Raw genomic sequence first — 25,556 nt, forward strand, 5'->3', positions numbered from 1 at the left:
TATTAGAGTGCGCATTGTCGCGGGTTACACACCCCAACGCGGGATGTGATGGCTGCCCATGGAAATGCACACGTTCTTGATCTCGGCAAACACTTCGAAGCTGTACTGGCCGCCTTCACGCCCGGTGCCGGAGCCTTTGACGCCACCGAACGGCTGGCGCAGGTCGCGCACGTTCTGGCTGTTGATAAATACCATGCCGGCTTCAATCCCGCGCGCCAGGCGATGAGCCTTGCCGATGTCCTGGGTCCAGATGTAGGAGGCCAGGCCGTACTCGGTGTCGTTAGCCAGTTGCAGGGCCTCGCCTTCGTCCTTGAAGGGGATCAGGCACACCACCGGACCGAAGATTTCTTCTTGGGCAATGCGCATTTTGTTGTTCACATCGGCAAACACCGTTGGCTGGATGAATTGGCCTTTGCTCAGGTGCGCCGGCAGATTGGCCGGGCGGTCCAGGCCACCGGCGAGCAGGGTAGCGCCTTCCTCGATACCAATCTTGATGTAGCCGGTGACCTTGTCGTAATGCGCCTGGGTGATCATCGAGCCGACTTGGGTCTTCGGATCCTGTGGGTCACCGACGATCAGGCGCTTGGCACGTGCGGCGAATTCGGCGACGAACTGCGGGTACACGCTTTCCTGGATAAAGATGCGGCTGCCGGCGGTGCAGCGTTCGCCGTTCAGGGAGAAGATGGTGAACAGCGCCGCGTCGAGGGCGCGTTCCAGGTCGGCATCCTCGAAGATCAGCACCGGCGACTTGCCGCCCAACTCCATGGAGTATTTTTTCAGGCCCGCGGTCTGCATGATCTTCTTGCCGGTGGCGGTGCCGCCGGTAAAGGAAATCGCCCGCACGTCCGGATGGCGCACCAGTGCATCGCCGGCCGTGGCGCCGTAGCCCTGGATCACGTTGAGCACGCCGTTGGGGATCCCGGCTTCCACTGCCAGGCGCCCCAGTTCATTGGCGGTCAATGGCGACAGTTCCGACATCTTCAATACCGCTGTGTTGCCCAGGGCCAGGCACGGTGCGGTCTTCCAGGTGGCGGTCATGAACGGCACGTTCCACGGCGACACCAACCCGCACACGCCCACCGGTTGGTAGAGGGTGTAGTTGAGCATCTGGTCGTCCACCGGGTAGCTGTGGCCGTCCATGCGCGTGCAGACTTCGGCAAAGAAATCGAAGTTGTGCGAAGCGCGTGGGATCAACACGTTTTTGGTCTGGTGGATCGGTAGGCCGGTGTCGAGGGTTTCCAGCTCGGCCAGGTGCGGCACGTTCTGCTCGATCAACTCACCGAGCTTGCGCATCAAGCGTGCGCGCTCCTTGGCCGGGGTGTTGGCCCATTTGGGGAAGGCTTCCTTGGCCGCGGCGACGGCCAGGGCGACTTCCTCGGCGCCGCCGCTGGCGACTTCGCCAATCGCCTCGCCGGTGGCCGGGTTGTAGTTGATAAAGGTGTCTTTGCTCTCGACCTCACGGCCGTTGATCCAATGTTTGATCATGCTGATTACGCCTCTTTCCGGGCGGAGAAGAAGTCCGCCTCGCTGACAATCCGGTTGACTAGGCGGCCCACGCCTTCGACTTCCACTACCACTTCATCGCCGGGCACCACATCGGCCAGGCCCTCGGGCGTGCCGGTGGCGATCATGTCGCCGGGTTGCAGGGTCATGAAGCTGGACAGGTATTCGATGAGGTAGGGGATGTCGAAAATCATGTCGCGGGTGCTGCCTTCCTGGCGCAGTTCACCGTTGATCCAAGTGCGCAGGGTCAGGTTGCCTGCGTCGGGCACGTCGGCCACGTCGACGATCCACGGGCCGACCGGGGTGGTGGCGTCGCGGTTTTTCACGCGCAGGTTGGGGCGGTAGTAGTTTTCCAGGTAGTCGCGGATCGCGTAGTCGTTACACACCGTGTAGCCGGCCAGGTAGTCCAGGGCGTCGGCACGCTTGACGTTGCGCGCGGCCTTGCCGATGACAGCTACCAACTCGCACTCGTAGTGCATGTAGGCGACGTTGTCCGGGCGCCAGGTGACGTGGCGGTGGCCGGTGTAGGTGCCGACGGACTTGATGAAAGCCAGCGGTTCCGTGGGCGGGGTGAAGGCCAGTTCGGCGGCATGGTCGGCGTAGTTCAAGCCGAGGGCGAACATGTTGCCGGTGGCCGGGGGCAGCCACTCGACCTGATCCTCGGCGAGCAGGCGTCCATCGTCCAGGCGCACGGCGTTGTCGGCTTCGACCTGTACCGCGTGGATTTCATTTTCAAAGCGAATGCGCGCGCGTTTCATGCTGGGGTCTCCGCTTGAATATGATTGACCAGGCGGCCCACGCCACTGATCTCGACTTCAACTTTGTCCCCCGGCAGCACGTCCACACGGCCTTCGGGCGTGCCGGTGATCAGCACGTCGCCGGGGTGCAGGGTCATGAATTCGCTGATTTCGGCGATCAATTGCGCAATATCGCGGACCCAATGGGCGGTGGAGTTTTCCTGGCGCAGTTCGCCGTTGACCCACAGCTTGAGGCTCAGTTGATTGGGGTTGGCCACCTGGTCGCGCGGGATCAAATGCGGCCCGAGTGCGCAGAATCCATCGCGGCATTTGGCTTTGACGGCGGGGCGGTAGTAGCTGTCTTCCGGCAGGCTGAACTCGTTGACCACCACATAACCAGCCACATGGGCCATGGCATTTTCCAGGCTGACGCGGCTGGCCCGCAGGCCAATCACCACGCCTAAAGCAGGGCCGGGTTGCAGGCGTTCACCCTGGGGATGCAGCACCACCGCGTCGTGCTGATTACGCGTATTCGGGGTCTTGATAAACAATACCGGCTTGGTCGGCGGCTTCTGGTAGGGCGCCTGCTGGAAGGCGGCGAGATGCTGGTCCAGCAAACCCTGATAGTTCAGCGCAACGCCGAACAGGGTGCCGCTGGCAACATCATGCAGGGTACGGCTCATGCGTTTCTCCTGACGGTGACGACTGCTGCATAGGCAGTTCGTTAAGTTGTTAACGTTATAATTAATATGTTAACTACCGTCAAGCGTGGCAAAATCGGTCAGCCTCAAAACAACAAGAAGAGAGCCACGTGAAGCCGATCCCCAACATCAACATCGGACAGGTCTACGACCAGCGTTACAGCGATGCCGAGGTGCATTACGACAAGCTCGGCAACCTGGCGGGCTTTTTCGGGCGCAACATGCCGGTGCATCGGCATGATCGGTTTTTCCAGGTGCATTACGTGAAAAGCGGCGCGGTGCGGGTGTACCTGGACGACCGCCAGTACGTGGAGTCCGGGCCGATGTTCTTCCTGACGCCGCCCACGGTGCCCCACGCTTTTGTCACTGAGGCGGATGCCGACGGGCATGTGCTGACGGTGCGCCAGCAGCTGGTGTGGGGATTGATCGATGCCGACCCCAGCCTGGCCTCCGGCGCCGCCTGTGTGGCGCTGACGGCGGGTGACCAGGGGCTGGATCGGTTGTTCGAAGAGTTGAACGAAGAGATCAACGGCGCGAGGGCAGGGCGTGCCGCCGCGCTGGACAGCCTCACGCGGCTGATCATGATTCGCCTGCTGCGCCTGTGCGTTCACTCACTGCCCGCGCAGCCGACCCGCCATGAAGACCTGCGCATCTTCCATCGCTTCAACGAACTGATCGAGGCCCACTACCTGGAACACTGGCCGCTGGCACGCTATGCCGAAGGAATTGGCGTGACCGAGGCACGCCTGAATGATGTGTGCCGGCGCCTTGCCGACCTGCCCTCCAAGCGCCTGATCCTGGAAAGGCTGATGCAGGAAGCCAAGCGCCTGCTGTTGTTCACCGGTAGCTCCGCCAACGAAATCTGCTATCAGCTGGGCTTCAAGGATCCGGCGTACTTCAGCCGGTTTTTCCTTCGGTATGCGCAGGTGACGCCGGGGGAGTATCGGCTGCGGCAGTCGGGCTTGCGCTGACTTGCAACGCGCCGCCCAACTCAACGGCGCCGCTGAATCTGACGGTTTAAGTGCGGTCCCTGTGGGAGCACCCTTAAACCATTCTTTAGATGCTTTTCTTTTAAGGGGGCAAAGAACTAATTATAAAAAACTGTCATTTATAACAGTCGCTGCGCAGTTGATTTCGGCTTAAGTTTGGATGGGCGAATCACTGTGCGAGTGTTGAAATGATCGAGTTAAAGGATAGTGTGAAAACGTACAAGCCTTATACGTTAGAGTATCCGTCCTGGTTGTTTGGGACCGGCTTTAGCAAAGGTATTTACCATGATCGCCAGTCGCTGGGCATTGCGTTGCCTGCCGGTGCCAGCTTTTCAATTCGTCGATCGAGTCCAATGGACACCGTGTTAGAGTTGGATATGCTGAATGATAGCGGATCGACGGAAACCTACGTTAGGATCACTGGAGAGTGGACGACACTTACTGTGACTAGCGCATCGGTCCCCTTTATTCGTACACCCTATATTCCCATCGATGTGCAAATTGAATATTCGGCGGTGGGTGAGCATGTATTGCCGACCTATCGCGCGGGTGATGATGCTGACTTGTTTTTTCGGCAATGGGATGAAACTGACTCGGCGTTTACACTTGTTCAAACAACGTATGCAAATTTGCTGGTGCCGGCAGTTGATAAGTCAAGGCTCAAGGAGCTGCATCAGGCGGAAGGTCTGGGCGCCCTTGAAGCCTATTATGTGAATGTGTTTGAATATTTTAATCGGTTGGCGGGTATTTCGCTTGATGCAACAGTGCCTACGGATAAAAATATTCTCAATCGTTATTTTATCAAGGCTGATAAGGACGGAGGAGGGTCAGCGTATTATGGTCAGTATTGGACCGCCCAAGTGGCAGCAACTATCGCGCCTTGTTGGCTGGATACCCGCCCCGATAATTGGTGTGCGCTGCATGAGATCGCTCACGGTTATCAAACGTTAGCGATGTATAATAGTTCGATACCGACCGGTGAGGTTTGGAATAATATATACGCAACGTACTATCAGCATAAGATGATGGGCGACAGTGTGTATGAGCGTGGTTGGATGTATGGGGGAAATGCTCAGGCTACCTTTGATGCCGTGCGTAGTCGTATTGATAGTGACGTCCCCCTTTCGATGTGGCCCCTGAGTGAGTTGCTTTTCATATTTATGCTTGTCATTGATAAAGTCGGTGAGCCTGCATTTACCGAGTTTAATCAGTATTATCGACGACTCGCCAACGCTGAAGGGTTTAATTACCTCACCTTTCCTTTGGAAGATATCTTCGTCACACGCTGGGCTGAACGAACCAACCTGGATGTCGGCCCGTTCATGACGCAAGTGGGGGCCAACGTCACGAATGCGGTTAGCTTCAACACTGCCTATGCCAATTATCAACCCTGTTGCCCCTTGTACAGGGTTGTTCCTCCCGAACAGCTGGCCTCCATTCAACGACGCCTGAAGTTAAAGACGCCACTGTCTCTTGTTGATTGCAAATCCCTCCTGGAGACCGACCTCAAGGGCGACGTGACACTGAGAATGACAGAGCGAGCCTATTTCGAAAATAAAGGCAAATCCCTTGTCATTCGGACGGGTAGCAATATATCAAGGGTCGTTAAGGTGATTTCACCAACGTTAGAAGTAAAGGGGCTGCCAATCGGTGTTTATACCTTGCAGCCCCCGGCGATGACCAGTGGGAATCTCATCAAAAATTACACGTACGTGGAAGTGGCCGCCAATATGAACAATCTCGTTGAGTTAGATAGCGTGCTGGCGAAGGGGACTTCATTGGCTTCCCAAACAATTGACTTTTTGGGACTTGGCGATGGGAAAATTGCAACGTTATGTATTGATATGGAATCGTGCAGGGCTTCGTTCAGTGTTGTCAGTACCACGCCACACTCTTACTTTGGTTCTGCGACGTATGCAAGTGTTCTTGTTAGGGATTTGAATGGCTTTATATTGTGCGATGTGGTACTTCCGGGCGTGGGTGCGCTCGTGGGCGTGTATGAGTTTCCGATAGCCCCGGGTTGTACTGTCAACGTTCACCACCAGGAACCTGTTCGGCTGAGAGAAGTTCCGAGGTTGCAGCCATTTATTGACCTCAAGGCAATAGATAATTTTTTAGAAGTTACAACGCAGGGTTTTAAAAATATCAAGATGGGCAGCTGGCCCGCGGATAACCTCAAGACCAGAATTGCAGCCGCGGCCGATGAAATCAGAAAAACACCGCATGTATTGCTCCATGCTGGATCAGCACCTGTGATGGATGTCTTCGCAGCGATCCATACGTTCGACGGCGCCGAAAAAGACACGCTTATCGGCCTGTATAAGGACTTGATCATTTCTTACGCGGACACGGGGGGACCAGTCGTTTCGGGTAACTATTTTACCTGGAGTCAGCCTGGACTTGAAAATAGGTCGGTCGCGGAAATCAATATTAATACAGCGACTCAGCAAGTGGCTATCCAAGTGCACCCCGGTGCGCCGCACTATTATTTTTCAACGATCTATATTGCCGTATGGGTGAGGACTGCGACAGGTGAAGTTCTGTTCTCTCAGGAACTACGAGGTACTGCGCCTGCTGAGGCCAGTTATGTAAGTCTGCCGTTTGTCAAAGGGTCTACGGTCAGCGTTCTGCACGTGGAGTCGGTACGCTCTGAATTGGTGAATACCGATACTCAAGCGCGATATCCGGTGAAACAGATACAGGTTGTTCGAGCGCTCGGCGACGGGAAGTTACAGGTCTGATCGCCCTCGATGGATTACGTCTTGCTGGACGACGTTGCTCACCCCAGCGCTTGTCCGACCTGTAACGGGTGACCAACCGCGCGATTGTGTTGCAGGAGGACGAGTGACCAGCGACCTGAGTTCCTGACACTTGCTGAGTACGGCGTACCTTGTTTGAGGATGTGGTCGAGCATCCGACGGTGCAGGCGCTGGTGGCAGGTTTGCGAGTGGACACGGCCGAGGCCGGTATGTCGCGCATGAACGGGTTCAATCCTGGTTTCGACTACGGATTCAACCTGACCTACGGAAAAGGCTACACGGATGCCGATCCTTTGTTTGAAAGGCTCCACGGTCTTATTGATGCGGGGACCCGCGAGAAGATCGACCTGTCGGGCCGATGAAACCTCTGTCTATCGAAGCGTTGGCACAAACGCCACGCTTCCATCCTCACGCTTATGAAACCACCGCTCGTCATTATCTGGTTGGGTGGTTATCACCCCATGATCTTCGCCTAAGTACGCCAGAGGCTCCCCCACATGTGGTACTGCTGCCACGGCGCGCGTTTGGCCGCTTCTGTTCGCACATCCTCGGCGAGCGCAGTTACTACGCGGGTAAGCAGCCAGTATTAGCGTCGCGCAGATAGCAAACCCTTAGAGACAAGCAGCGCCACTTGTCGGATTTATTCTGCACACCTGTCGAGAAAAGTTCTGTTTTGCAAAAAAAATCGATATTGGTGTTGGCTGTTGCTTTTGGTTAGACGATTTGCAACGTATTAATTTTATTTAGATTGATTTTTTAATGCGTGGGTGGCGACGGTTTTTATATTTTTGGCAATTGTTTGGATTCCGAAATTCATGAATGAATTTTCCTAAAATTATAAGTTATATGTCCTACATAAATTTTTTATTGTTGTTGCGAGATTCTCCAGTCGGACTAGATTTGATTTTGTTGCTTGTTGATGAGCGACCTAAAGTCAATAGCTTCACAAAGCTGGAGATCCGACATGAACAATGAAGCGTTTGGGGAGTTTGTTTTTAGCTTTGAAAGTGAGGAAGGGTTCAACCCGTACGCGGGTAACGCCGGAGCCTCGGGAAGTCAAGGTGGGTGCGGGGGTAGCGGAGGATGTGGTGGAGGCGGCGGGTGTAATGGGGGGAGCGGGGGGTGCCATAACTCGATAATAGAGCCCCCACCGGCGGATGAGTAGATTCAGTATTCACTCACCTAATGAGGTTTTCTGGTTTTCCAGAAAACCTCTACAGGAGATCGTGCAATGAATATCATCATACCCAATTACGAAATCCTGAACTTTGAAACCGAAAGTCTTCTGGTTTCCGATATTGGGATTTCAAAAATCCATTCTCAGCCATTGTTAAAGGCGCTTCGGAAACTAAAGCTTTCGAAGGTGATGACGAAGGTCGAGTTGGATGAGGTGTTGGCAGAAAGTGGGTTGAATCAAAGTGATGCCTTTGCATTTTTAGAGAGAGTAATCCCGCTGAGGTCGGTTGAGGAAATATATTTTGAGAAAACTATTGTTATCCATGATTGGGGAGGTCAGGTTGATATAGAAAGTCTATTCAGGGGCGAGCTGTCCACGTCTTTGGAGTTTAGATCATTCTCAAGTGAATCGGTTGAAGCGGTCCGGAATTTAAGGTGTTTTATTGTACTGTTGTGCTATGTGTATGATTATGATCGTGTTAAGAGCTTGTATTTCGATCTCGTACGTGCGTCTCCTAAAAGTGCCATTAGCGTTTGTTGGCAAATGGGTAGTGTTTTTTGCATCGGGCAGCCTTATATCCCGGAGATAGGGAATCCGTGTCATTTTTGTAGCGTTGACAGGTTTATTCCCAATCAGTTGGTGAAGACTTCAAGGAACGACTGGGCAAGTATTTTGGCGTTTTGTAAAAACAAGCATGTAGGTGTGCCAACCAAGGCGCTCAGTCTTTATCAGGAGATGATTGTTGTCGGTGCGGTTATAAAAAAGATTAAATTCTTCACCGAGTATAACGATGGGCATAAGTATCAGGATGACGTTCTGCATAGCTCACATCTTCGGCTAATGGATGGTCACATTTCAGAAGAGCCTAATTCGCACTGGTATATGTGTGATTGTTTGAGGGCGCGTGAATGAAAAATATTCCGCACGATTACTATCTAAGGTTTATAGAGTCCTCGGTTTACGGTGAGGTGCTTGAGTTTCATAATAAGGGTAATTTTGTATTTCATGGGGCGATCAAAGGCCGCACGAGCCTCCACCGATTAAATGAAAAAAACCTTGAACAACTGACAGGGAATGAATTGGCCCTTTATCCCGATATGGATCTTACGCTGACGATAAACGTCTCCCAAGAGGAAAGAGAAAAAACGCTGTACAGAACTGAGTCATGTGAGCACTTTTCGCCTCACTTGTTAGCGTTCTCGGATGTAGAGATGCTTATGTGGCCATTATTATCAAGGAGTATTGAATCCTGCAAAAGAGGGTATCCGAGCGGTGGCGCACTGTACCCTGCCGAAGTTTTCCTCTGCTCAATGACTGAGGACAACCCCACCTGGCCCTGTCCCGGGAAAGTACTCCATTTGCTTCCGAGATCCCGAAAATTTGAGGTGATGCAGATTCAGGTTGATGTAGAGGAACTCAAGGCGGCACTGCTGTTTTCGTCTAATAGTATTGGGACGCCCAGTCTGGCGATAGTCTACGCGGTCTATATGCCTAAAAATCTCTTCAAGTATCGGTATCGTGGGTATCGAATGGCTCTGATGGAGATTGGCTCAATTTACATGCTTGTCGAGCTGCAAGCCAAGTCCTTGGGACTGTCATCTCGGCTATGGTCTGCGTATACGGACCTCATGCTGTGTAAAGTCCTGGGAATTAACCCGGCTCTGTTTTTACCAATGTGTGTTCATTTTATAGGTAAGCGGCATGAAGCTTATTAATGAAATGCATAAGCCGGATCTCCCCGGAGTACTTCTTTTTCAGCCTGCGGGGATGCTCGGCCTGCCAAGCGCCGTAGAAATATCAGATTTCCTCTCGGTGAATGGATCTGGTGTAGGAGGAGGTTCAAACTCGATCAAAACTGCTATAGGTGAGTATTTCGAACGCCGACATTTTTATAGGGAGGTTTTTTCAAAAAAACGCGGGTTTCTTAGTGAGACTCTGTCAGAAAGTGAAGCTCTCGGTTTCGCGGAGGCGTTCGTTCAGACGTCGAATAAGAAAGTCTCTCTTGCAGATATCGGTGGATATAAGTTTGCTTTAAGCCAGGTGGTCAGGGCTTCTGACTTCTCTACGTGTTTTATCCCGACTGCCTGTATTTCGCTCTCGTCCTATAATCTCGGTGATGATAGCGTGCTCTACCCTCTTCGGGATACATGTGGGTGCAGCTTCCATTGGTGCGCAGATATAGCTTTCTTAGGAGCGATAAAAGAATATCTTGAACGCCAGTTTCTTGTCAGGTTCTGGTTAACGAAGACGTGTCGTTCGCGGATTTCTTCTAAACAAGTGGTGCAGTTATTGGTGAGGCGGGACGTTCTACACCTATACAATGCGCTATCCATGTCGGGGGAGATAACCTTTTTAGATATATCTGATACTAGATTTCCGGGGTTTTGCATATTGGTTGTATATGGGCAAGAGAAAGACGGTCGGCACGTAAAATATTGTGCTGGGATGGCTTATTCGTCGGATATGTCTATTGCGTTGGAAAAATCTTTGCTTGAGTTGTGGCAGACTTTTCGCTTCATGAATGTGTTCAGGGCTACTGGTTCTGAAGAATCAAAGCTTGAAGATTCATATATACGTTATTTTTTAAGTTGCAATGCTTATGAGACCTATCAAGATGTTGTTGATGTGCTGGAGTGTGGAGGGCGTAGGTCTCTGCAGGATTTTACAGTGCCTGATTTTTTGTCAGTGCTAAAGCAATTGGGTATCTCTGGCTATTTCTACTCAAAAATTGAGGAGGTTAATGGCGTGGTGGGGGTTTTCGTTAAATTCGTCTCCCCTGATTTGTTTCTTCACATGAATAACTCGAAGAATTTCAATTTGATAAATCAGTATTCCAGAGCGTTTGAGTTATCGATACTCGGCTCCAGATTAGCAGTGATGGTCCCGTTTCCGTGAGGTGAGTGATGGTTTTTTATTGTGTGTCGAGACCGGTCTCGTTAGCGGCGTTATTTATAAAAGAACAGCTCAGAGAGCCTGTTGCATTGTTTTGGACGGTGATATCTCCAGTGGTGACCTACTATTTGATTACCTACGTGCGTGCGCCACTGAATAGTTCGGCTGTGGATTATCTCTCCAGTACTTCGTGGTTCTATGCTTTTGTGTCATCGAACGTGGCATTGTTTGGGCTGGCGTTTTATATGGTCGGTCGGAGGGAAAGTGGTTTTCTTCGGTCTTTTGTTTATACGGGGCGTACTAAGGTTGTCTTTTTGGTTGGGCAGTTTTTCGCATATACAGTTGTGTCGATATTGTATGGCTCTGTGTTTTATTTACTTACCCGTATTTTTTCAGGGCGTGTGGATGTTGCCGAGTATCTCGTGATTATTGGACGGTTTTACGTTTGTTTTCTTGTTTTTTCTATTCCCTCGCTGTTGCTGACACTGGTCCCGTTAGGTTTTCAAAATACGAGTACACTTTTTTCTATTGTGTCCCTCACGATGTTAGCACTTGGAATTCTGAGTGTGGGTCCAGTAAGTCCGGCATTAGGGGTTATCAGTTTTTTTAATCCGATGTGGTGGGCGAATAGGATTATGTTGGACGGAGTGATGGAATGTGGGATGGTTGTCTTGGTGGTTATTATTTCACTTCCGTTTTTGTTTTTAGTGATGTGCCGGTTTTTACTGATTAACCCTGTTTGGAGCCGTTACTGATGGCGGGACTTCTTGTAGATTCTCTTGATGTCAGATATGGAACTCATATCGTGTTTCATAAGGCTTCTCTGACAGTCGAGGCCGGCTCCATATCAGGCCTTCTCGGTCCAAATGGCTCCGGCAAAACCACCTTTTTTGATGTGCTGTGCGGCCTGAAGAAAATGGATGGCGGCGCGATAAACAACGCCTTCTCAAAGCTGCTCTACCTGTCGCAGATCATCAGCACACCCCCTGTATTTCGCATGTTCGACATCTTCAAAATGACCATGCTGTTTTGCTCTGACACCAAGGTCACCCAACAACATGCGCTTGATAAAATCGAAAAATGGAGCCCAGGCATCGCAGAGCGTTACGGCGAGATCTGGAACAAAAAATCTGCACTCTGCAGCTACGGGGAAAAACGCTGGTTTTTTACGTTGTCCCTGCTCTGCGCCAGCCCGGACCTTGTGATATTGGATGAACCCACTGCGGGTGTGGATCCAGAGTTCCGTTATCACATCTGGCGTTGTCTGGAGGGGGCCGCGGCAGGAGGTGTCGCGGTGTTGGTTTCATCACACAATGTCGATGAGATCGTTGCGCATTGCGATGATTTCTACATGTTGAGTCAAAGACAATTCAACCGTTTCACTGATGCGCAAGGCTTCATGGATGCATACAGCGCTAATAGCTTGGATGAGGCATTTATTCACGCCGCCAGCCTGCCAAAAGGATAAGACCGCCTCATATTTGGGCTGCGGAATGGACACCACGCTCCCACAGCGCGCTTTAGGGCGCCGCGGTTCGAACGTCTTCGGCAAAGCGCGGCACACCGCCATTTCCGTTGCTCCACGGGTAAACCACGCCCAGTATCAGCAGCATCAGCACAGCAGCTGTTCGTTGATCAGATAGATCCGCCACACGCTCAGCCAGGCGCCGATCCCGTACGGAAGACGCAGTGACCAGGACCGAGGCCACCCAGCTAGTGGGCATTGGCAATGATCAACCAGTTGCAGGACAGCGCGCCGCGTTCGGTCTTCCAGAACGTAGCCATCAAGGCGATTGCGGATAGATGATCAGTTCAAGGGAGCCTTTGTAGTAGCGTTTGCCTCCTGGCGGTAGTTGCCCGGCTTCGCGCATTTCACGGGTGCTGTTGACGCGCATCAGTACGCCGACCGATCCGATAAGGCGCTTCTCCTTGAGCCAGGCCTGCACGTCTTCCAACCCCACTTTGCGATGTACTGACCCCGCGTATTGCAAGCCATAACGCAACTCGCCCTCGGTGTCATACAACGCGACTTCCGGGCGTTTCAGGCGCCAGGCCAGGGCGCTGGCATTCCCCAGTTCGTTGCTCAGCAGGGCTTGGGTCTGTTGCAGTTCTTCCAGGTGTTCGAGCACAAACTGGTCGGGCATTTCGTTGTCTGCGATCCACTCCGGCATGCTCGCCGGCAGCAGGATAACCAGCACGCCAATGCCCAAGGTCGGCATCGCCCACAGCGTCAGCGGGCGGAAGGCTTGCAGCAGGTTAGTGAGGATCCACACCAACAACACGATAAACGCCAGGGACAGGCTGAACATCTCCGCGTGGCTGTTGCTGTACAGCGGCCGGGCGATTTGCAGGTAGATCAGCGCGATCATGGCGGCCATGCCGATCAGGAAATTGAGCAGGCCATTGAGGCAAAGGGTGCGGGCGCGGCCGTTGTTGATCAGGTTGACCAGCGTATGCCCCATCAACAAGGCCAGGGGCAGCAGGCACGGCATGATGTAGGTCGGCAGCTTGCCTTTGCTCAAGCTGAAGAAACCCAGCGGCAACAGCAGCCACAAGGCGAGGAAGGCGATCGCCGGTTGGCGCTTTTCCTGCCAGGCCTTGCGCAGGGTGGTCGGCAGCAACCCTGCCCAGGGCAGGCAAGCCACTGCGATGATCGGCAGGAAGAACCACCATGGCCGCACGTGTTGCGCGTTGTCGGCGCTGAAGCGGCGGATGTGTTCATTCCAGAAAAAGAACCGCCAGAAGTCCGGTTCCTGCAGATGGACCGCCAGTGCCCAAGGCAGGCACACCAGCAAGCACACCAGCATGGCCAGTGGGCCATAGCACAGCAGTTCGCCCAGGCGGCGTTGCCAGAGCATGTAAGGCACTGCAATCAGCACCGGCAACGCCAAGGCCAGGAAACCCTTGGTCAGGAAACCCAGGGCGCAGGCCAGGCCCACGACGGCCCAGGCCCAAAGACGGCCGCGCAATGTGCTGCTGTCGAACGCAAACCACAGGGCTACCAGGCTCAGATTGACCCACAGGGTGAATTGCGGATCCAGGTTGGAATAACCCGCTTGCCCGGCCACCAGGCCGAAGCTCAGGTAGAGCAGCGCGCAGGCGAAGCTTTTGCGAGGGTCTTTCCACAGGCGACGGGCGATCAGATAGGCGAGCAGCACGCTCAATCCGGTGGTAAGGGCCGAGGCGATGCGCACACCAAACAGGTTCTGGCCGAACACCGCCTGGCCCAGGGCGATCAACCAGTAGCCGCCGGCAGGCTTTTCGAAATAGCGGATGCCCATGAAATGCGGCGCTATCCAGTTGCCGCTCTGGAGCATTTCCTGGCTGATCTGGGCGTAGCGGGTTTCGTCCGGGGTCCACAAGCCGTGCAGGCCCAGGGGAAGCAGGTAAAAGGCGACAAAGGCCAGTAATAATATCGGCAGGGGTTTTAATCGAGTCATGCAAACGTCGCTCCCTGACGTTTAGTTGCGGGGCTTTCAAGTAATGAAGTAGAAGAAAAAATCACAGCGCTCACTGAATTACGGGAAATAGTCATGATGTCCTTAGTTAAAAGGCGCAACTAAACATGCCAGAGCAGGGCTGTCTTTTTGCTGAACAAACAGACAGGAAAGTGTCTAGAGTTGTTTTAAGGCGGCGGGCCAGTCCTGGCTGTTGACGATGCCCAGCGTGTTGAATTTTCCGTTGGGCAATACCTGCACGAACAAGGCGCTGCCGTATTTGGGGAACGCGGCACGGGGAAAACCCAGGGTGCTTTCGAAGTCGGCGATGCAACCGCTGTGGGTGACGAAGACCAGGTTGCGTCCGGGGGTTTTGTGACTGAGCAATTCTTCGCCCATGGCCGCGCCGCAGACGGCTTGCTGGCCGGAGGTCAGTTCATTTTTGCCGAACATGAAGCGTAAGGTCTGGGCGGTGCGGATGGTTGGACTGGCCAGCACGTCGCTGCCCTCCATACCCAATGTTTTAAAGGCTTTTCCCAGGGCTTCGGCGTTCTGGCTGCCGTTGATCGTCAGGCCTTCCACGGGCCCCAGGCAAGGGTTGGTCGAACGGTCGCAACGTTCTTCGTGGCGCACCAGCACGATCAGGTCGCCGTCGCGCCACAGGGGCAGCATGTGGGAGGTCAATAGGCGATTGCCGATGCCCAGGTCCTTTGGCGATGCGTTCCACAGCAGGCTGGCGGCGAACAGCAAACCCACCACGAAGAGCCCCAGCCACAGGCGTCGCAGGCGCTTGATAAAGACCCATCGCGAGCGCGGTTTGGTCAGGGTAAAGTCAACCACTTCAGTCACCATGGGCAGTGTTGGCAAAGTTGTATTAGTTAGGTGCAACGTGTTGGCGTATGCCCACAGTGAAGCCAGAGGCTGTCATACGGAGGCTGTCTTTTGGCTGAACATGCTGCGGTTAAAAAGTTGTCAGGCGGGGCAACTAACAAGTTGCCGGCGAACGACCCATGGCCGGTAATCTAAAGTGTGCTGGGTGGTTAGCCGGTGAAATCCATGTGAAAAATTTGCATGGCCTGGATCGGCAGCCGTTATTCTCGATTGCCCCCCTATCAAACGAGTGTCGTCATGCTGCAGGTGCAAGGTGTGTTCAAAAGCTATGCCACCCCCCAGGGACCTCTGGCGGTGTTGGCCGGTGTGGATCTGCATTTGGCCGAGCGCAGCAGCCTGGCATTGATGGGCGAGTCGGGCAGCGGCAAGAGCACCTTGCTGCATTTGGTGGCCGGGCTGGACCGCGTGGACGGTGGCAGCATCCAGGTCGGCGAGCAGCGCCTCGATCAGCTCAGCGAAGCACAGCTGGCCCACTGGCGGCGCACGGACATCGGGCTGGTGTTTCAGCAGTTCAACCTGATCGGCAGTCTGCGGGTGGATGACAACCTGGCGTTTCAGGCGCGATTAGCGGGGCGGTTTGACCCGCAGTGGCAGGCCCAGTTGGTGGAGCGCCTGGGCCTGGGTGATCTGCTCAAGCGCTATCCGGAACAGCTTTCCGGCGGCCAGCAGCAACGGGTCGCGGTGGGGCGGGCATTGGCGTCACGGCCGGGTCTGTTATTGGCCGACGAACCCACCGGCAACCTGGACGAAGCCACCAGCGACGAAGTGCTGCAACTGCTGCTGGACTTGCTGCGTGACAGCCCCACCAGCCTGCTGATGGTCACTCACAGCCCGCGCATCGCCGCCCGGCTGGACCAGCAGGTGGTGCTGCACCGCGGTCGTGTCGTGCCCGCGGGCGTCGCCTGACATGGCGGTCTTTCATTGGACCCTGCGCGCGTTGCTCAGCCACTGGCGGCGGCATCCTGTGCAGTTTTTCAGCGTGCTCACCGGCTTATGGCTGGCCACCGCGTTACTGGTCGGCGTGCAAGCCCTCAACAGCCAGGCGCGTGATAGCTATGCCCGCGCCAGCCAATTGATCGGCGGCGAACCCCAAGCCAGCCTCGGTACGCCGGACGGCGCCAGTTTCGCCCAAGAGGTCTTTGCCCAATTGCGCCGTGCCGGATGGCCGGTGTCGCCGGTGGTACAGGGGCGGGTGCAGCTCGAGGGACAGCCAGACGTGCGCCTGCAACTGATGGGCATTGACCCGGTGTCGTTGCCCGGCAGCGGTGCGGTGGCGGGGCAGCGTTTGAGTCAGGCGCAGATGCTGGCGTTTTTCGATCCGCCGGGGCGTACCTGGATCGCACCGCAGACCTTGCAGGCCTTGGGGCTGCATGAAGGTCAACAGCCAACCACCCTGAGCGGACACACCCTGCCGCCGCTGCAAATCCAAGCGGATATGGCTCCCGGTCTATTGCTCACCGATATCGGGTTTGCCCAACCGGTGCTGGAGATGCCGGGTCGCCTATCGCGCCTGCTGGTGGACAAGGCATTCGCTGCCGGCCAGCCCACGGCGCCCGCCGGGCTGCAACTCAAGCAGGGCGAGGATAATAACCTCGCACGCCTCACCGAGAGCTTTCACCTGAACCTCGACGCACTGGGCTTTTTGTCCTTCGTAGTGGGGCTATTTATCGTGCATGCCGCCATCGGCCTGGCACTGGAGCAACGGCGCGGACTGCTGCGCACCCTGCGGGCCTGTGGCGTCAGTGTGCGGATGTTGATTGCCAGCCTCAGCGTGGAACTGGGCGCGCTCTCATTGCTGGGCGGTGTGTTAGGCGTGGCCAGCGGCTACCTGTTGGCCAGCCTGTTGTTGCCGGATGTGGCCGCCAGCCTGCGCGGGTTGTATGGCGCTGAGGTACCGGGGCAGTTGAACCTCAGCCCCTGGTGGTGGGGCGCGGGGTTGGGTTTGAGCCTGCTCGGTGCCTTGCTTGCCGGCGCCAGTAGCCTGTGGCGGGCGGCGCGTTTGCCCTTGCTGGCGCTGGCCAATGCACAGGCCTGGCATGAAGCCCATGGACGCTGGTTGCGTCGCCAAGGCTGGGTGGCCAGTGCGGCGCTGTTGATTGCGGTGCTGGCGCTGTGGTTGGGCAACAGCCTGGCTGCTGGTTTTGTGTTGATGGCGGCGTTGCTGCTCGGTGCCGCCCTGGGGTTGCCGGTGGTGCTCAATGGCCTGCTCAAGGCCGTGTTGGGGCGCAGCCGTTCGGTGCTCGGCCAATGGTTTCTGGCTGATTGCCGCCAACAATTGCCGGCATTGAGCCTGGCGTTAATGGCACTGTTGCTGGCCCTGGCTGCGAACATCGGGGCGGGTTCGATGACCTCGGGGTTTCGTTACACCTTCAACAATTGGCTGGAGCAACGCCTGACCGCCGAGCTGTACCTCAACCCACAAACCCCGGCTCAGGCACAGCAACTCAGCACCTGGCTGGCGCAGCAACCGTTGGTGCAAACCGTGCTGCCCACTTGGCAGGTCGCCGTGCAACTGCAAGGTTGGCCGGCGGACCTGTTTGGCGTGGTCGACGACCCGACCTATCGCCAGCATTGGCCCCTGCTGGAAGCGGCCAATAAACCGTGGGACCAGTTGCAGCAAGGCGACACCCTGATGCTCAGCGAGCAACTGGCGCGCCGGCTCAACGTGAGGCTGGGCGATAGCGTAAACATTGCCACGCCCCAAGGCGTGTGGGCGCCGAAGGTGGTGGGGGTCTACGCCGACTACGGCAACCCCAAGGGGCATATGTTGGTCAATTCCACGCACCTGTTGACCCACTGGCCGACGCTGTCGCCGGCGCGTTTCAACCTGCGGGTTGCGCCGGAAAATGTGGCGCCACTGGTGCGCGAGGTGCAACGCGCCTTTGCCCTGGATGACAGCCGTATCATCGATCAGCAACAACTCAAAGGCTGGTCGAGCCAGGTGTTCGAACGCACCTTCGCCGCCACTGCCGCATTGAACAGCCTGACGCTGGGCGTGGCCGGTGTGGCGCTGTTCATCAGCCTGTTGACCCAGAGCCAGAGCCGCCTCGGTCAACTCGCGCCGCTGTGGGCATTGGGTGTCACGCGACGGCAATTGATGCTGCTCAACCTTGGCCAGACCTGGCTGTTGGCTGTGCTCACGCTGATCCTGGCGTTGCCCCTGGGCCTGCTGCTGGCCTGGTGCCTGGATGCCGTAATCAATGTGCAGGCGTTTGGCTGGCGTCTGCCGTTGCAGGTGTTCCCGTGGCAATTGGCGCAATTGCTCGGGCTGGCAATGCTCGCCACGTTGCTGGCTTCGGCTTGGCCGCTGTGGCAGTTGTACCGCAGCCGTCCGGCAGACTTGTTGAGGACGTTTGCCCATGAAGATTAAGTGCCTGCTGTGGACGTTCCTGTTACTGGCCGCTTGCGACAAAGTGCCCGCGCCAGAGGAGAGCTTCGCCGGCTTGGGCAGTGATGCGGCCGACTTCGCCCAAGTGGTGCCTGGCAAGGTGTTCAGCTTCCCCGAGGATCATGGCCCCCACGCGGGGTTTCGGATCGAGTGGTGGTACGTCACCGCCAATCTCAGGGATGAACAAGGCAACGTATTCGGTGTGCAATGGACGTTGTTCCGCAATGCCCTCAAGGCCGGGCCGACACAGGCTGGCTGGCGCGATTCGACCATTTGGCTTGGCCACGCCGCCGTGACTTCCGCCACCCAACACTATGCCGCTGAGCGCTACGCGCGCGGCGGCGTGGGCCAGGCTGGAGCCCAGGCGAAGCCATTCAACGCCTGGATCGACGACTGGCATTTCGTCACCCGCCCCGGCGCCGCGAGCAGCTTGGCGGACATGCAACTCAAGGCCAGCGGTGCGCAATTCGCCTACGACCTGCACCTGACTTCCAGTCGCCCGTTGGTGTTGCAGGGCGACAATGGCTACAGCCGCAAGTCCGACCAGGGCCAGGCATCGTACTACTACAGCCAGCCGTTCTTCAGTGCCAGCGGCAGCGTCACTCTCGACGGTAAGGTGTATCAAGTCACGGGCCCGGCCTGGCTCGACCGCGAGTGGAGCAGCCAACCGCTGAGCGCCAGCCAGACCGGCTGGGATTGGTTCTCCCTGCACCTGGACCGTGGCGAACAGTTGATGCTGTTCCGAGTGCGACAAACCAACGGCACCGGGTATCTCACGGGCACCTGGATCGACGCGCAAGGCCAGACACAGACGCTGCACAACGCTGATATCCAGCTCGTACCGTTGGAAACCAGCACGATTGACGGCCGCAAGATTCCCACGCGCTGGTCGCTGAAAATTCCCGCAAAGCAGCTGGACATCACCACCCAAGCAGTCAATCCGAATGCCTGGATGAACCTGAGTATTCCGTACTGGGAGGGGCCGGTGCAGTTCGAAGGTGGGGTGGGTTACCTGGAAATGACCGGGTACTAGCGCGGTTTCCGTAGGCTCCTTTTCTTCGCTGTGTAGGCCGATTCCCAAATGTAAATCTGCCCCCCTGGACTTGTGTCCGGGGCGTAGGCGCTTGCTTATATTTCGACGCCATCTTCATCGCATCGGGAATGTGAAGCATGGAGCAGAGCTTTATCAATGACCGCGCGACGGACTATCAGAGTTTGAAAAATCGAGTGATGGGCGGCGCCCTGAGTCGACCGCGCTCCGATCATTTTGACGTGTTGAACCGGCACCTGCGGCCCGGCCTGGTGGCGCCGGGGCAACTGTGATTGTCCCCGACGGCCACAGCGTGAATTGTTCGGTCGAGGAAGCGTGGTTGATGCGTCATGCCGAAGAGGTGCGTCGCCACCTGGAGATGAGTGCAGCGGGCGGCGCAGCGGTGATCGACAACTATGACTTGCTGCAGAGTTTCATGGCGAATGGCTCGATTGGCATCGGCAGCGTGACGTCGGCGTGGGCGCGGCACCTGAATGAAGTGGCGCAAACGCTGGAGGACATCGAGCGGTTGCATCAGCGACTGCAAGGTGCGGCGCGGGTTGGTGCGGGGTTGCAGGGCAATGAGTCGTTGAAGAAAGTGCTGGGGATTTCGACCAAGAGCTATTTGCACAAGGGGGAGATCGCGGGGTATGCGAAGCGGATTCGGGAGACAGCGCAGACATCGAAGTGGTGGGCAGAGGGACTTATGTGGGGTTGGCCTTGGACGTGGGCGTGGCGGGGTTGGAGATCAAGGAGGCGTGTGTGACGAGGCGGGAGGCACAGTGTCGAAGGGCGAAGTATGTGGAGACGGGGACGTTTATGGGGGGCGTGCAGGGGGAGGCGTGTTGGGTGCTGAGCTAACTCGTCGTGCATGCACCATTTTTTTAGGTGTCGCGACGAGAGGAAGCGGTGCTCTGACCTGCGCAATCGTTGGGGGCGCTGCTGGCGGGTATGCAGGAGGCAATCTAGGTGGCGACGGTGGCAAGTTCCTAGGCGGCAAGGTCATCGAGATGGAGGGTGATTTGATCCTTCAACCAGAGGTGGCTTAACAATGTCAGGGTTTTTTGCCTACACCATCGTGATGGTGATTGGGACGTTTGTTGTCGTGGGGCTGGTGCTTTATGCCACGCGCACAAAACTCGACGAGTTGGAAAGTTACTTCAGTGAAAACGCAGAGGTACGCAAACTTCTGCAACGCTGGGAAAATCAGCGGTTCGCTAGATTTAATCGCATGTGCCTCATGATCAGTCTCCTCACAACGCCAAAACGACATGTGAAAGACAGGTTCGTGACTGAGGCAGAGTTGGCCTCCATACCCATAGCACTCAAGCGGTGGGCGGTAGGGTTGTATCGTCTTGCGTTTTTTTTGGCTGCCTACTGGGGGCTCTGGTTCACTTGGCTCTAGATTGCCCTTTCGGCGACACATTTATTTGAAATAGTGCTGTACATCCATCCAGTACTGTCCTACATTCCATCCCAGGTGACCGGATGTCACCTGAGCTTCACTTTTTAACTATGGATGGATAAAAAATGAAATCGAAAAAAGCCTTTATGCTGGGCGCAGCCATGGCAGCCTCCTGCTTCGTTTCGGCCTTTGCCCTGGCCGAGCAAACCCCTCAGAAACTCAGCGCCGAAGCGGTCAAGCAGGCCGTGGACAAAGCGCTCAAATCCGGTGGCAAGCTGGACGCGGCGAAGGTCCCGGCCAGCCTCAAGCAAAAACTCCAGGCGGCCAAGACCGGCCAGTCCAAGGCTGTCACTCAGTCCGTCAAATCCGCGCCTTTCAACACCGTGGTCGGCGAGTTGAAAAAGCCCGGCCAGGCCGAGCTGAAAAGCGCTGCCGTTGCGACCTTCGTACCCCTGTTCCCGACTCTGGATATCAACACGCTGTACACCATCACCGGGGTGGCTCAAGGTGAAGAGTTCGCTTATCACTTCAATCTGCCTGAGAACGCGCGGATCCAGGTGCAACTGGTCAACCAGAGTGCGGGCAGCGACATGTCGTTGACCCTGTTTCAGGACGACGGCCAGGGCAACCTGAGCGTGGTGGGTTCCTCGGATGCGGCGGGCAATGCCGACGAGTATCTCAACGGTGTGCTGCCGGCTGGTGACTACTACTGGTACATGGTCGCCAAGGTTGCCAATAACTCCCAGTTCAGCTTTGGCGTGGCGGTGGACACCAACATCGACGCCTACGAGCCCAATGACTCGCCGCAAACCGCCTTTGTGCTGCCGGACTCGATGAACAAGGTGACCGGCAACCTCGACAACGCTAACGATGTCGATTACTTCGACTTCAAGGCGGTGCGTGGCCAAAGCGTGAGCATGTACCTGGCCGGTGACGCGAGCGGCAGTCGCAACCAATGGATCTTCGACCGTTTTGATGGCGTCAATTGGGTCACCATCCCTGCCGGTTCGACCTCCACCTACCCGAGTGTCACGCCGGGCACTACCGTGAAGGTGCGTGTGCGGGCCAACCCGGCGGCGGTACAAGACCCGACCAAGCAGTACCAGTTGAGCTTGGGCTCTACGCCGCGGCTGAACACATCGGATGTGAAGGGCGACAATATCGTGCGTGTACCCGCGTCGATTTTCTGGATGGCGACCCAGGCCGCACGTACGGTGAACTGGACCACCAACTGGTCCGACTCCACGGGCGCACCGCTGTTGGGTGTCACGCCGGTCCTGCGCATCGACAAACGCTTCGACGGTGCCGAGTTCCACTGGACCGACTTCAAGGCCACCACCAACAGTGCGGGCACATCCCAGGCGAGTGCCGGTATCGGTGAGTGCTTCGGCGATAACCGTGTGCAGTACCCGGACAGCAGCACCGGTGTCACCTACACCTGGGACACCACCTTCAACTTCGGCGGCTGGCGTATCGAGCTGGACGAGTTCCCGGGTGTGGGCGTGGGGGGCGAGAACGTGCCTTACGTGACCTTCGGGCACATCTGCACCCAGAACATCGTCCACTGATTCAACGGTGTAAGTAAGCAGGGGCAGCCTGACGAGGCTGCCCCTTTTTTATTCACCCGCCAATGCCAGGTCCAACGGCAGGCGCGCCATGCTCGTGCTCGTCAGCGAGCCCAGGTACAACCAGTTTCCGTACTCCCTCGCGGTGGTGATCGGCGAGTAGTTCCCCGCGCTGCCATCCTGCAGGTTGGCGATGACCTTGCCTTCGGTATCCAACCCCAGCACAAAGGCTTTGTGCTCGATAGGCTTGGGCACCACCATCAGCGCCCGCACCATCACTTTGCGCAGCGATGGATAGCCGGCAAATCTGTCCAGCAAGGGATTGCGTGGTGAGTACAGCGCTACCCAGAAGCGGTCCTGGCCGTTGAAGCTGAGATTGTCCGGCAGTCCGGGCAGGTTGTCGAGAAACAGGTCATGGGTACCGGCGCGCTCGCCTTTGAGCCAGTAACGGCTGATGCGATAGGCGCCCGTTTCATTCACCAGCACAAAGTTTTCATCCGGGCCCAAGGCAACGCCGTTGGCGAATTGCAACTGGTCCAGCAGCACCTCGGTCGTGCCGTTGCTGAAGTCATAACGCAGTAGCCGACCATCGCCGCCATGTTCGATCACCGCTTCACCGTCCTGCCCATAACCCCAGCGGCTCGACGCGTCGCTGAAGTAGGCATAACGCCCGCTCGCGTCTACGGTGACGTCATCGGTAAAGCCAAAGGGCACGCCGTTGGCGCTGGTACTCAAGGTGGTGAGCTGGCGCTTGGCATCCAGGGCGAGCAAGCCCTTGATCCCGTCGGCAACGATCAAGCGTCCATCCGGGTGCATCGCCAGGCCCAAGGGCCGCCCACCGGTATTGACCAATACTTCCAGGCTGCGGCTGTCGGGCGAGGTGCGGATGATGCGTCCGTCATGCAAACCACTGATCAGGTAGCCCTGAGTATCCAGCAACAAGGCCTCGGGGCCGGCGATGTCCTGGGCGCCGATTCTCTGCACGCCCTTGAGGCGCAGGTTTTCGGCGTAAGGGCCGCTTTTCATCGACGGAGCCTTGGGCGGTGTCCAATTCACCGGTTGCACCTTAGTGGGCATCAACAGCAGGAAGGCGATCACCGCCAGAAACAGTACAAACAGCAGATGACGCAGTTTTTTTGGACGGGTGCTCATGACGATTCCTGGTTGTCCGGGGTGCTCGGTTCCCAGTGCAGGGTACCGAAGAGGTAATCCATCAAAGGGAGGACGATATTGAAGTTGCGCCCCTGCATCAGTTCACGACGGTGATGCAGGGCGTGCAGTTGGTGCATCTGGCGGATCCACGGCAAGCGCGCCACCGGATGCTCGGCGGGCAGGTGCTCGCAGGCGTGAAACACTTCGTAAAGTAAATACCCGAGGATCATGCACCCGGCGAACAGCCCTGCAACGTTGGGGCTCAATTGATTGAGCAACCACCAGGCGGGCAGGGTGATTGCCAGGCTGTGCAGCACGATCAGCCAGGCCGGGAACAGGATGACTCGCCAGTCGCGGGGGCTGTCGTAGGTCATGTGGCCGGGGGTGAAGAAACTGTGATGGTCGCCGGTGTGGCGTGCGTAGAACAGGCGGGCCAAGGCGTGTTTGTGGTGGCCGAGGTGGCGGTGTACGAGGTAGATGCAGAGGTTGAAGAACACCAGGGTCGCGGGCACGGTCAGCCATTGCAATGCGGATATATGGGCAGTGGATGACCAGGCCAGGGTGATGCAGGCAACGCCGTAGCCGAACACGAAACTGGCGTGGAGCCAGGGGTTGTAGTGGGGCGCGACGTTGGCGCGGTAACGGGCGCGAAAGGTTTCGGTGGGGTGGGCCATGGCGGGCAGCTCAGCGGCTTTTTGTTGGAGAGTGAGCTTAGTTGGTACTCGAATTTGTGCGAGTTTTTGCGTGGTACACCAATCTAATGTGGGAGCGGGCTTGCTCGCGAAAACGGTGTGTCAGGCACTCCATTGGGTGACTGGCTCATCGCATTCGCGAGCAAGCCCGCTCCTACATTTCGATCGCGACCGACCAGTGGCCCCTTGCGCCTGCCGAATTTACTTGTTAGCTTTTGGCAAAATGTTAACGATAACATTTGCTCTAACAATAAAAACAAAACAGAGAACCACGCCATGAAAATGCTTCCGAAAACCCTGTGTTTATTGGCTGTAAGCATCACCCTCGGCACCGCTGCTCCTGCTTTTGCCGACGCTGCCAAGCCGATTCGTATCGGCGCGTCCTTCCAGGAAATCAACAACCCTTATTTCGTCACCATGAAAAACGCCCTTGAAGAAGCCGGGGCGACCATCGGCGCGAAACTGATCATCACCGACGCCCGCCACGACGTGTCCAAGCAAGTCAGTGACGTTGAAGACATGCTGCAAAAAGGCATCGATATCCTGCTGATCAACCCCACGGATTCGGTCGGCGTGCAATCGGCAGTCAAGTCTGCCCACGCTGCGGGTGTGGTGGTCGTCGCGGTGGACGCCCAGGCGGACGGCCCGCTGGATTCCTTCGTCGGCTCGAAGAACTTCGACGCCGGCTTCCAGGCCTGTGAATACCTGGCCAAGAACATCGGCGACAAAGGCAATATCGCGATCCTCGACGGCATCGCCGTGGTGCCCATCCTCGAGCGCGTGCGCGGCTGCAAGGAGGCCGTGGCGAAGCATCCGGACATCAAGATTGTCAGCATCCAGAACGGCAAGCAGGAGCGTGACCAGGCGCTGACCGTCACCGAGAACATGTTGCAGGCCCAGCCCACCCTCAAGGGCATTTTCAGCGTGAATGACAACGGCTCGCTCGGTGCGCTCTCGGCCATCGAAGCCAGCGGCCTGGACGTGAAACTGGTCAGCGTCGACGGTGCACCGGAAGCGATCAAGGCGATCCAGAAGCCCGGCAGCAAATTCATTGCCACCTCGGCGCAATACCCCCGCGATCAGATCCGCCTCGCCCTGGGCATTGCCCTGGCCAGGAAGTGGGGCGCGCAGGTGCCGGCCACCCTCCCGGTGGACATCACCCTGATCGACCAGGCCAAAGCCAAGGATTTCAGCTGGTAAATCACCCAGGCCCCACACAATCCGTGGGGCCCAGGTCA

The 25,556-nt window shown here is 56.5% G+C and carries 22 protein-coding genes and 1 pseudogene; 15 read left to right on the forward strand and 8 right to left on the reverse strand.

Annotation, left to right across the window (positions count from 1 at the left end):
* Nucleotides 1-24: 24 nt before the first annotated feature.
* The 3 genes from hpaE to AB4O08_RS22705 are packed head-to-tail and all read right to left on the reverse strand — an operon-like array spanning nucleotide 25 to nucleotide 2,923.
* Nucleotides 25-1,485 (reverse strand): 5-carboxymethyl-2-hydroxymuconate semialdehyde dehydrogenase, encoded by a 1,461-nt coding sequence (gene hpaE / locus AB4O08_RS22695; protein WP_460114365.1) that lies wholly within the window; start codon nucleotides 1,483-1,485, stop codon nucleotides 25-27.
* Nucleotides 1,486-1,490: 5 nt separating this feature from the next.
* Nucleotides 1,491-2,261, reverse strand: coding sequence for a fumarylacetoacetate hydrolase family protein (locus tag AB4O08_RS22700; RefSeq protein WP_021491055.1), 771 nt, complete (start codon nucleotides 2,259-2,261; stop codon nucleotides 1,491-1,493).
* The gene (locus tag AB4O08_RS22705; RefSeq protein ID WP_021491054.1) at nucleotides 2,258-2,923 is read right to left on the reverse strand and encodes a fumarylacetoacetate hydrolase family protein; all 666 of its coding nucleotides are present in this window, start codon (nucleotides 2,921-2,923) and stop codon (nucleotides 2,258-2,260) included. Before AB4O08_RS22705 ends, AB4O08_RS22700 begins: the two co-directional genes overlap by 4 nt.
* Nucleotides 2,924-3,051: 128 nt before the next feature.
* On the opposite strand from AB4O08_RS22705, the gene hpaA reads away from it, so the two are divergent.
* The 8 genes from hpaA (at nucleotide 3,052) to AB4O08_RS22745 (ending at nucleotide 12,226) form a co-directional block, all read left to right on the forward strand.
* On the forward strand, nucleotides 3,052-3,912 hold the full coding sequence (gene hpaA, locus AB4O08_RS22710) for a 4-hydroxyphenylacetate catabolism regulatory protein HpaA (protein ID WP_021491053.1): 861 nt from the start codon (nucleotides 3,052-3,054) through the stop codon (nucleotides 3,910-3,912).
* Between the two features lie 206 nt (nucleotides 3,913-4,118).
* The gene (locus AB4O08_RS22715; RefSeq protein WP_044287428.1) at nucleotides 4,119-6,671 is read left to right on the forward strand and encodes a putative mucin/carbohydrate-binding domain-containing protein; all 2,553 of its coding nucleotides are present in this window, start codon (nucleotides 4,119-4,121) and stop codon (nucleotides 6,669-6,671) included.
* A 149-nt stretch (nucleotides 6,672-6,820) separates the two neighbouring features.
* Nucleotides 6,821-7,051 (forward strand): HD domain-containing protein 2, encoded by a 231-nt coding sequence (locus AB4O08_RS22720; RefSeq protein WP_010209264.1) that lies wholly within the window; start codon nucleotides 6,821-6,823, stop codon nucleotides 7,049-7,051.
* A gap of 869 nt (nucleotides 7,052-7,920) precedes the next feature.
* Nucleotides 7,921-8,778: an McbB family protein gene (locus AB4O08_RS22725; protein WP_010209265.1), complete on the forward strand. Its 858-nt coding sequence runs from the start codon at nucleotides 7,921-7,923 to the stop codon at nucleotides 8,776-8,778.
* Nucleotides 8,775-9,581, forward strand: a complete 807-nt coding sequence (locus AB4O08_RS22730; RefSeq protein ID WP_457244364.1) for a SagB/ThcOx family dehydrogenase — start codon at nucleotides 8,775-8,777, stop codon at nucleotides 9,579-9,581. The genes AB4O08_RS22725 and AB4O08_RS22730 overlap by 4 nt, the downstream gene beginning before the upstream one ends.
* On the forward strand, nucleotides 9,568-10,761 hold the full coding sequence (locus AB4O08_RS22735) for a YcaO-like family protein (protein ID WP_029529098.1): 1,194 nt from the start codon (nucleotides 9,568-9,570) through the stop codon (nucleotides 10,759-10,761). Before AB4O08_RS22730 ends, AB4O08_RS22735 begins: the two co-directional genes overlap by 14 nt.
* A gap of 8 nt (nucleotides 10,762-10,769) precedes the next feature.
* Entirely contained in the window at nucleotides 10,770-11,513 is a 744-nt protein-coding gene (locus AB4O08_RS22740; protein WP_010209269.1) for a hypothetical protein, read from the forward strand.
* Nucleotides 11,513-12,226, forward strand: coding sequence for an AAA family ATPase (locus AB4O08_RS22745; protein ID WP_010209270.1), 714 nt, complete (start codon nucleotides 11,513-11,515; stop codon nucleotides 12,224-12,226). The genes AB4O08_RS22740 and AB4O08_RS22745 overlap by 1 nt, the downstream gene beginning before the upstream one ends.
* Before the next feature lie 52 nt (nucleotides 12,227-12,278).
* Here AB4O08_RS22745 and AB4O08_RS22750 read toward each other — a convergent pair whose 3' ends face one another.
* From AB4O08_RS22750 to pmrG, 3 genes are all read right to left on the reverse strand, one after another.
* A complete protein-coding gene (locus AB4O08_RS22750) occupies nucleotides 12,279-12,482 on the reverse strand; it encodes a hypothetical protein (protein WP_080662759.1) in 204 nt (67 codons plus the stop codon).
* Between the two features lie 60 nt (nucleotides 12,483-12,542).
* Nucleotides 12,543-14,198, reverse strand: coding sequence for a lipid IV(A) 4-amino-4-deoxy-L-arabinosyltransferase (arnT, locus tag AB4O08_RS22755; RefSeq protein WP_044287426.1), 1,656 nt, complete (start codon nucleotides 14,196-14,198; stop codon nucleotides 12,543-12,545).
* 174 nt (nucleotides 14,199-14,372) lie between these two features.
* Entirely contained in the window at nucleotides 14,373-15,047 is a 675-nt protein-coding gene (gene pmrG, locus AB4O08_RS22760) for a lipopolysaccharide core heptose(II)-phosphate phosphatase PmrG (protein WP_010209274.1), read from the reverse strand.
* A 276-nt stretch (nucleotides 15,048-15,323) separates the two neighbouring features.
* On the opposite strand from pmrG, the gene AB4O08_RS22765 reads away from it, so the two are divergent.
* The 6 genes and pseudogenes from AB4O08_RS22765 (at nucleotide 15,324) to AB4O08_RS22790 (ending at nucleotide 22,477) form a co-directional block, all read left to right on the forward strand.
* Entirely contained in the window at nucleotides 15,324-15,992 is a 669-nt protein-coding gene (locus AB4O08_RS22765; RefSeq protein ID WP_010209278.1) for an ABC transporter ATP-binding protein, read from the forward strand.
* 1 nt (nucleotide 15,993) lies between these two features.
* Nucleotides 15,994-18,456 (forward strand): ABC transporter permease, encoded by a 2,463-nt coding sequence (locus tag AB4O08_RS22770; protein WP_044287424.1) that lies wholly within the window; start codon nucleotides 15,994-15,996, stop codon nucleotides 18,454-18,456.
* Entirely contained in the window at nucleotides 18,446-19,507 is a 1,062-nt protein-coding gene (locus AB4O08_RS22775) for a lipocalin-like domain-containing protein (RefSeq protein WP_137205546.1), read from the forward strand. The genes AB4O08_RS22770 and AB4O08_RS22775 overlap by 11 nt, the downstream gene beginning before the upstream one ends.
* A gap of 137 nt (nucleotides 19,508-19,644) precedes the next feature.
* Nucleotides 19,645-20,553, forward strand: a pseudogene (locus AB4O08_RS22780) (hypothetical protein).
* A gap of 2 nt (nucleotides 20,554-20,555) precedes the next feature.
* Nucleotides 20,556-20,909, forward strand: a complete 354-nt coding sequence (locus AB4O08_RS22785; protein ID WP_010209282.1) for a hypothetical protein — start codon at nucleotides 20,556-20,558, stop codon at nucleotides 20,907-20,909.
* 125 nt (nucleotides 20,910-21,034) lie between these two features.
* Nucleotides 21,035-22,477: a PPC domain-containing protein gene (locus tag AB4O08_RS22790; RefSeq protein ID WP_460114366.1), complete on the forward strand. Its 1,443-nt coding sequence runs from the start codon at nucleotides 21,035-21,037 to the stop codon at nucleotides 22,475-22,477.
* A 48-nt stretch (nucleotides 22,478-22,525) separates the two neighbouring features.
* Here the strand turns inward: AB4O08_RS22790 and AB4O08_RS22795 are convergent, their stop codons facing one another.
* Nucleotides 22,526-23,626 (reverse strand): SMP-30/gluconolactonase/LRE family protein, encoded by a 1,101-nt coding sequence (locus AB4O08_RS22795; RefSeq protein WP_044287420.1) that lies wholly within the window; start codon nucleotides 23,624-23,626, stop codon nucleotides 22,526-22,528.
* Nucleotides 23,623-24,300 carry a sterol desaturase family protein gene (locus tag AB4O08_RS22800; protein WP_044287419.1) on the reverse strand — a complete coding sequence of 226 codons (678 nt, stop codon included), beginning with the start codon at nucleotides 24,298-24,300 and terminating at the stop codon, nucleotides 23,623-23,625. The genes AB4O08_RS22795 and AB4O08_RS22800 overlap by 4 nt, the downstream gene beginning before the upstream one ends.
* A gap of 294 nt (nucleotides 24,301-24,594) precedes the next feature.
* On the opposite strand from AB4O08_RS22800, the gene AB4O08_RS22805 reads away from it, so the two are divergent.
* Entirely contained in the window at nucleotides 24,595-25,518 is a 924-nt protein-coding gene (locus AB4O08_RS22805; protein ID WP_010209287.1) for a substrate-binding domain-containing protein, read from the forward strand.
* The last annotated feature ends 38 nt before the right edge of the window (nucleotides 25,519-25,556 follow it).

The sequence above is a fragment of the Pseudomonas sp. H3_E07 genome, from assembly GCF_054668895.1.

Excerpts from the sequence above, each read along its gene's own strand:
- hpaE (WP_460114365.1), bottom strand. The coding sequence starts at position 1,485 with ATGATCAAACATTGGATCAACGGCCGTGAGGTCGAGAGCAAAGACACC.
- AB4O08_RS22700 (WP_021491055.1), bottom strand. The coding sequence starts at position 2,261 with ATGAAACGCGCGCGCATTCGCTTTGAAAATGAAATCCACGCGGTACAG.
- AB4O08_RS22705 (WP_021491054.1), bottom strand. The coding sequence starts at position 2,923 with ATGAGCCGTACCCTGCATGATGTTGCCAGCGGCACCCTGTTCGGCGTT.
- AB4O08_RS22715 (WP_044287428.1), top strand. The coding sequence starts at position 4,119 with ATGATCGAGTTAAAGGATAGTGTGAAAACGTACAAGCCTTATACGTTA.
- AB4O08_RS22725 (WP_010209265.1), top strand. The coding sequence starts at position 7,921 with ATGAATATCATCATACCCAATTACGAAATCCTGAACTTTGAAACCGAA.
- AB4O08_RS22730 (WP_457244364.1), top strand. The coding sequence starts at position 8,775 with ATGAAAAATATTCCGCACGATTACTATCTAAGGTTTATAGAGTCCTCG.
- AB4O08_RS22735 (WP_029529098.1), top strand. The coding sequence starts at position 9,568 with ATGAAGCTTATTAATGAAATGCATAAGCCGGATCTCCCCGGAGTACTT.
- AB4O08_RS22740 (WP_010209269.1), top strand. The coding sequence starts at position 10,770 with ATGGTTTTTTATTGTGTGTCGAGACCGGTCTCGTTAGCGGCGTTATTT.
- AB4O08_RS22745 (WP_010209270.1), top strand. The coding sequence starts at position 11,513 with ATGGCGGGACTTCTTGTAGATTCTCTTGATGTCAGATATGGAACTCAT.
- AB4O08_RS22750 (WP_080662759.1), bottom strand. The coding sequence starts at position 12,482 with ATGCCCACTAGCTGGGTGGCCTCGGTCCTGGTCACTGCGTCTTCCGTA.
- arnT (WP_044287426.1), bottom strand. The coding sequence starts at position 14,198 with ATGACTCGATTAAAACCCCTGCCGATATTATTACTGGCCTTTGTCGCC.
- pmrG (WP_010209274.1), bottom strand. The coding sequence starts at position 15,047 with ATGGTGACTGAAGTGGTTGACTTTACCCTGACCAAACCGCGCTCGCGA.
- AB4O08_RS22765 (WP_010209278.1), top strand. The coding sequence starts at position 15,324 with ATGCTGCAGGTGCAAGGTGTGTTCAAAAGCTATGCCACCCCCCAGGGA.
- AB4O08_RS22770 (WP_044287424.1), top strand. The coding sequence starts at position 15,994 with ATGGCGGTCTTTCATTGGACCCTGCGCGCGTTGCTCAGCCACTGGCGG.
- AB4O08_RS22775 (WP_137205546.1), top strand. The coding sequence starts at position 18,446 with ATGAAGATTAAGTGCCTGCTGTGGACGTTCCTGTTACTGGCCGCTTGC.
- AB4O08_RS22785 (WP_010209282.1), top strand. The coding sequence starts at position 20,556 with ATGTCAGGGTTTTTTGCCTACACCATCGTGATGGTGATTGGGACGTTT.
- AB4O08_RS22790 (WP_460114366.1), top strand. The coding sequence starts at position 21,035 with ATGAAATCGAAAAAAGCCTTTATGCTGGGCGCAGCCATGGCAGCCTCC.
- AB4O08_RS22795 (WP_044287420.1), bottom strand. The coding sequence starts at position 23,626 with ATGAGCACCCGTCCAAAAAAACTGCGTCATCTGCTGTTTGTACTGTTT.
- AB4O08_RS22800 (WP_044287419.1), bottom strand. The coding sequence starts at position 24,300 with ATGGCCCACCCCACCGAAACCTTTCGCGCCCGTTACCGCGCCAACGTC.
- AB4O08_RS22805 (WP_010209287.1), top strand. The coding sequence starts at position 24,595 with ATGAAAATGCTTCCGAAAACCCTGTGTTTATTGGCTGTAAGCATCACC.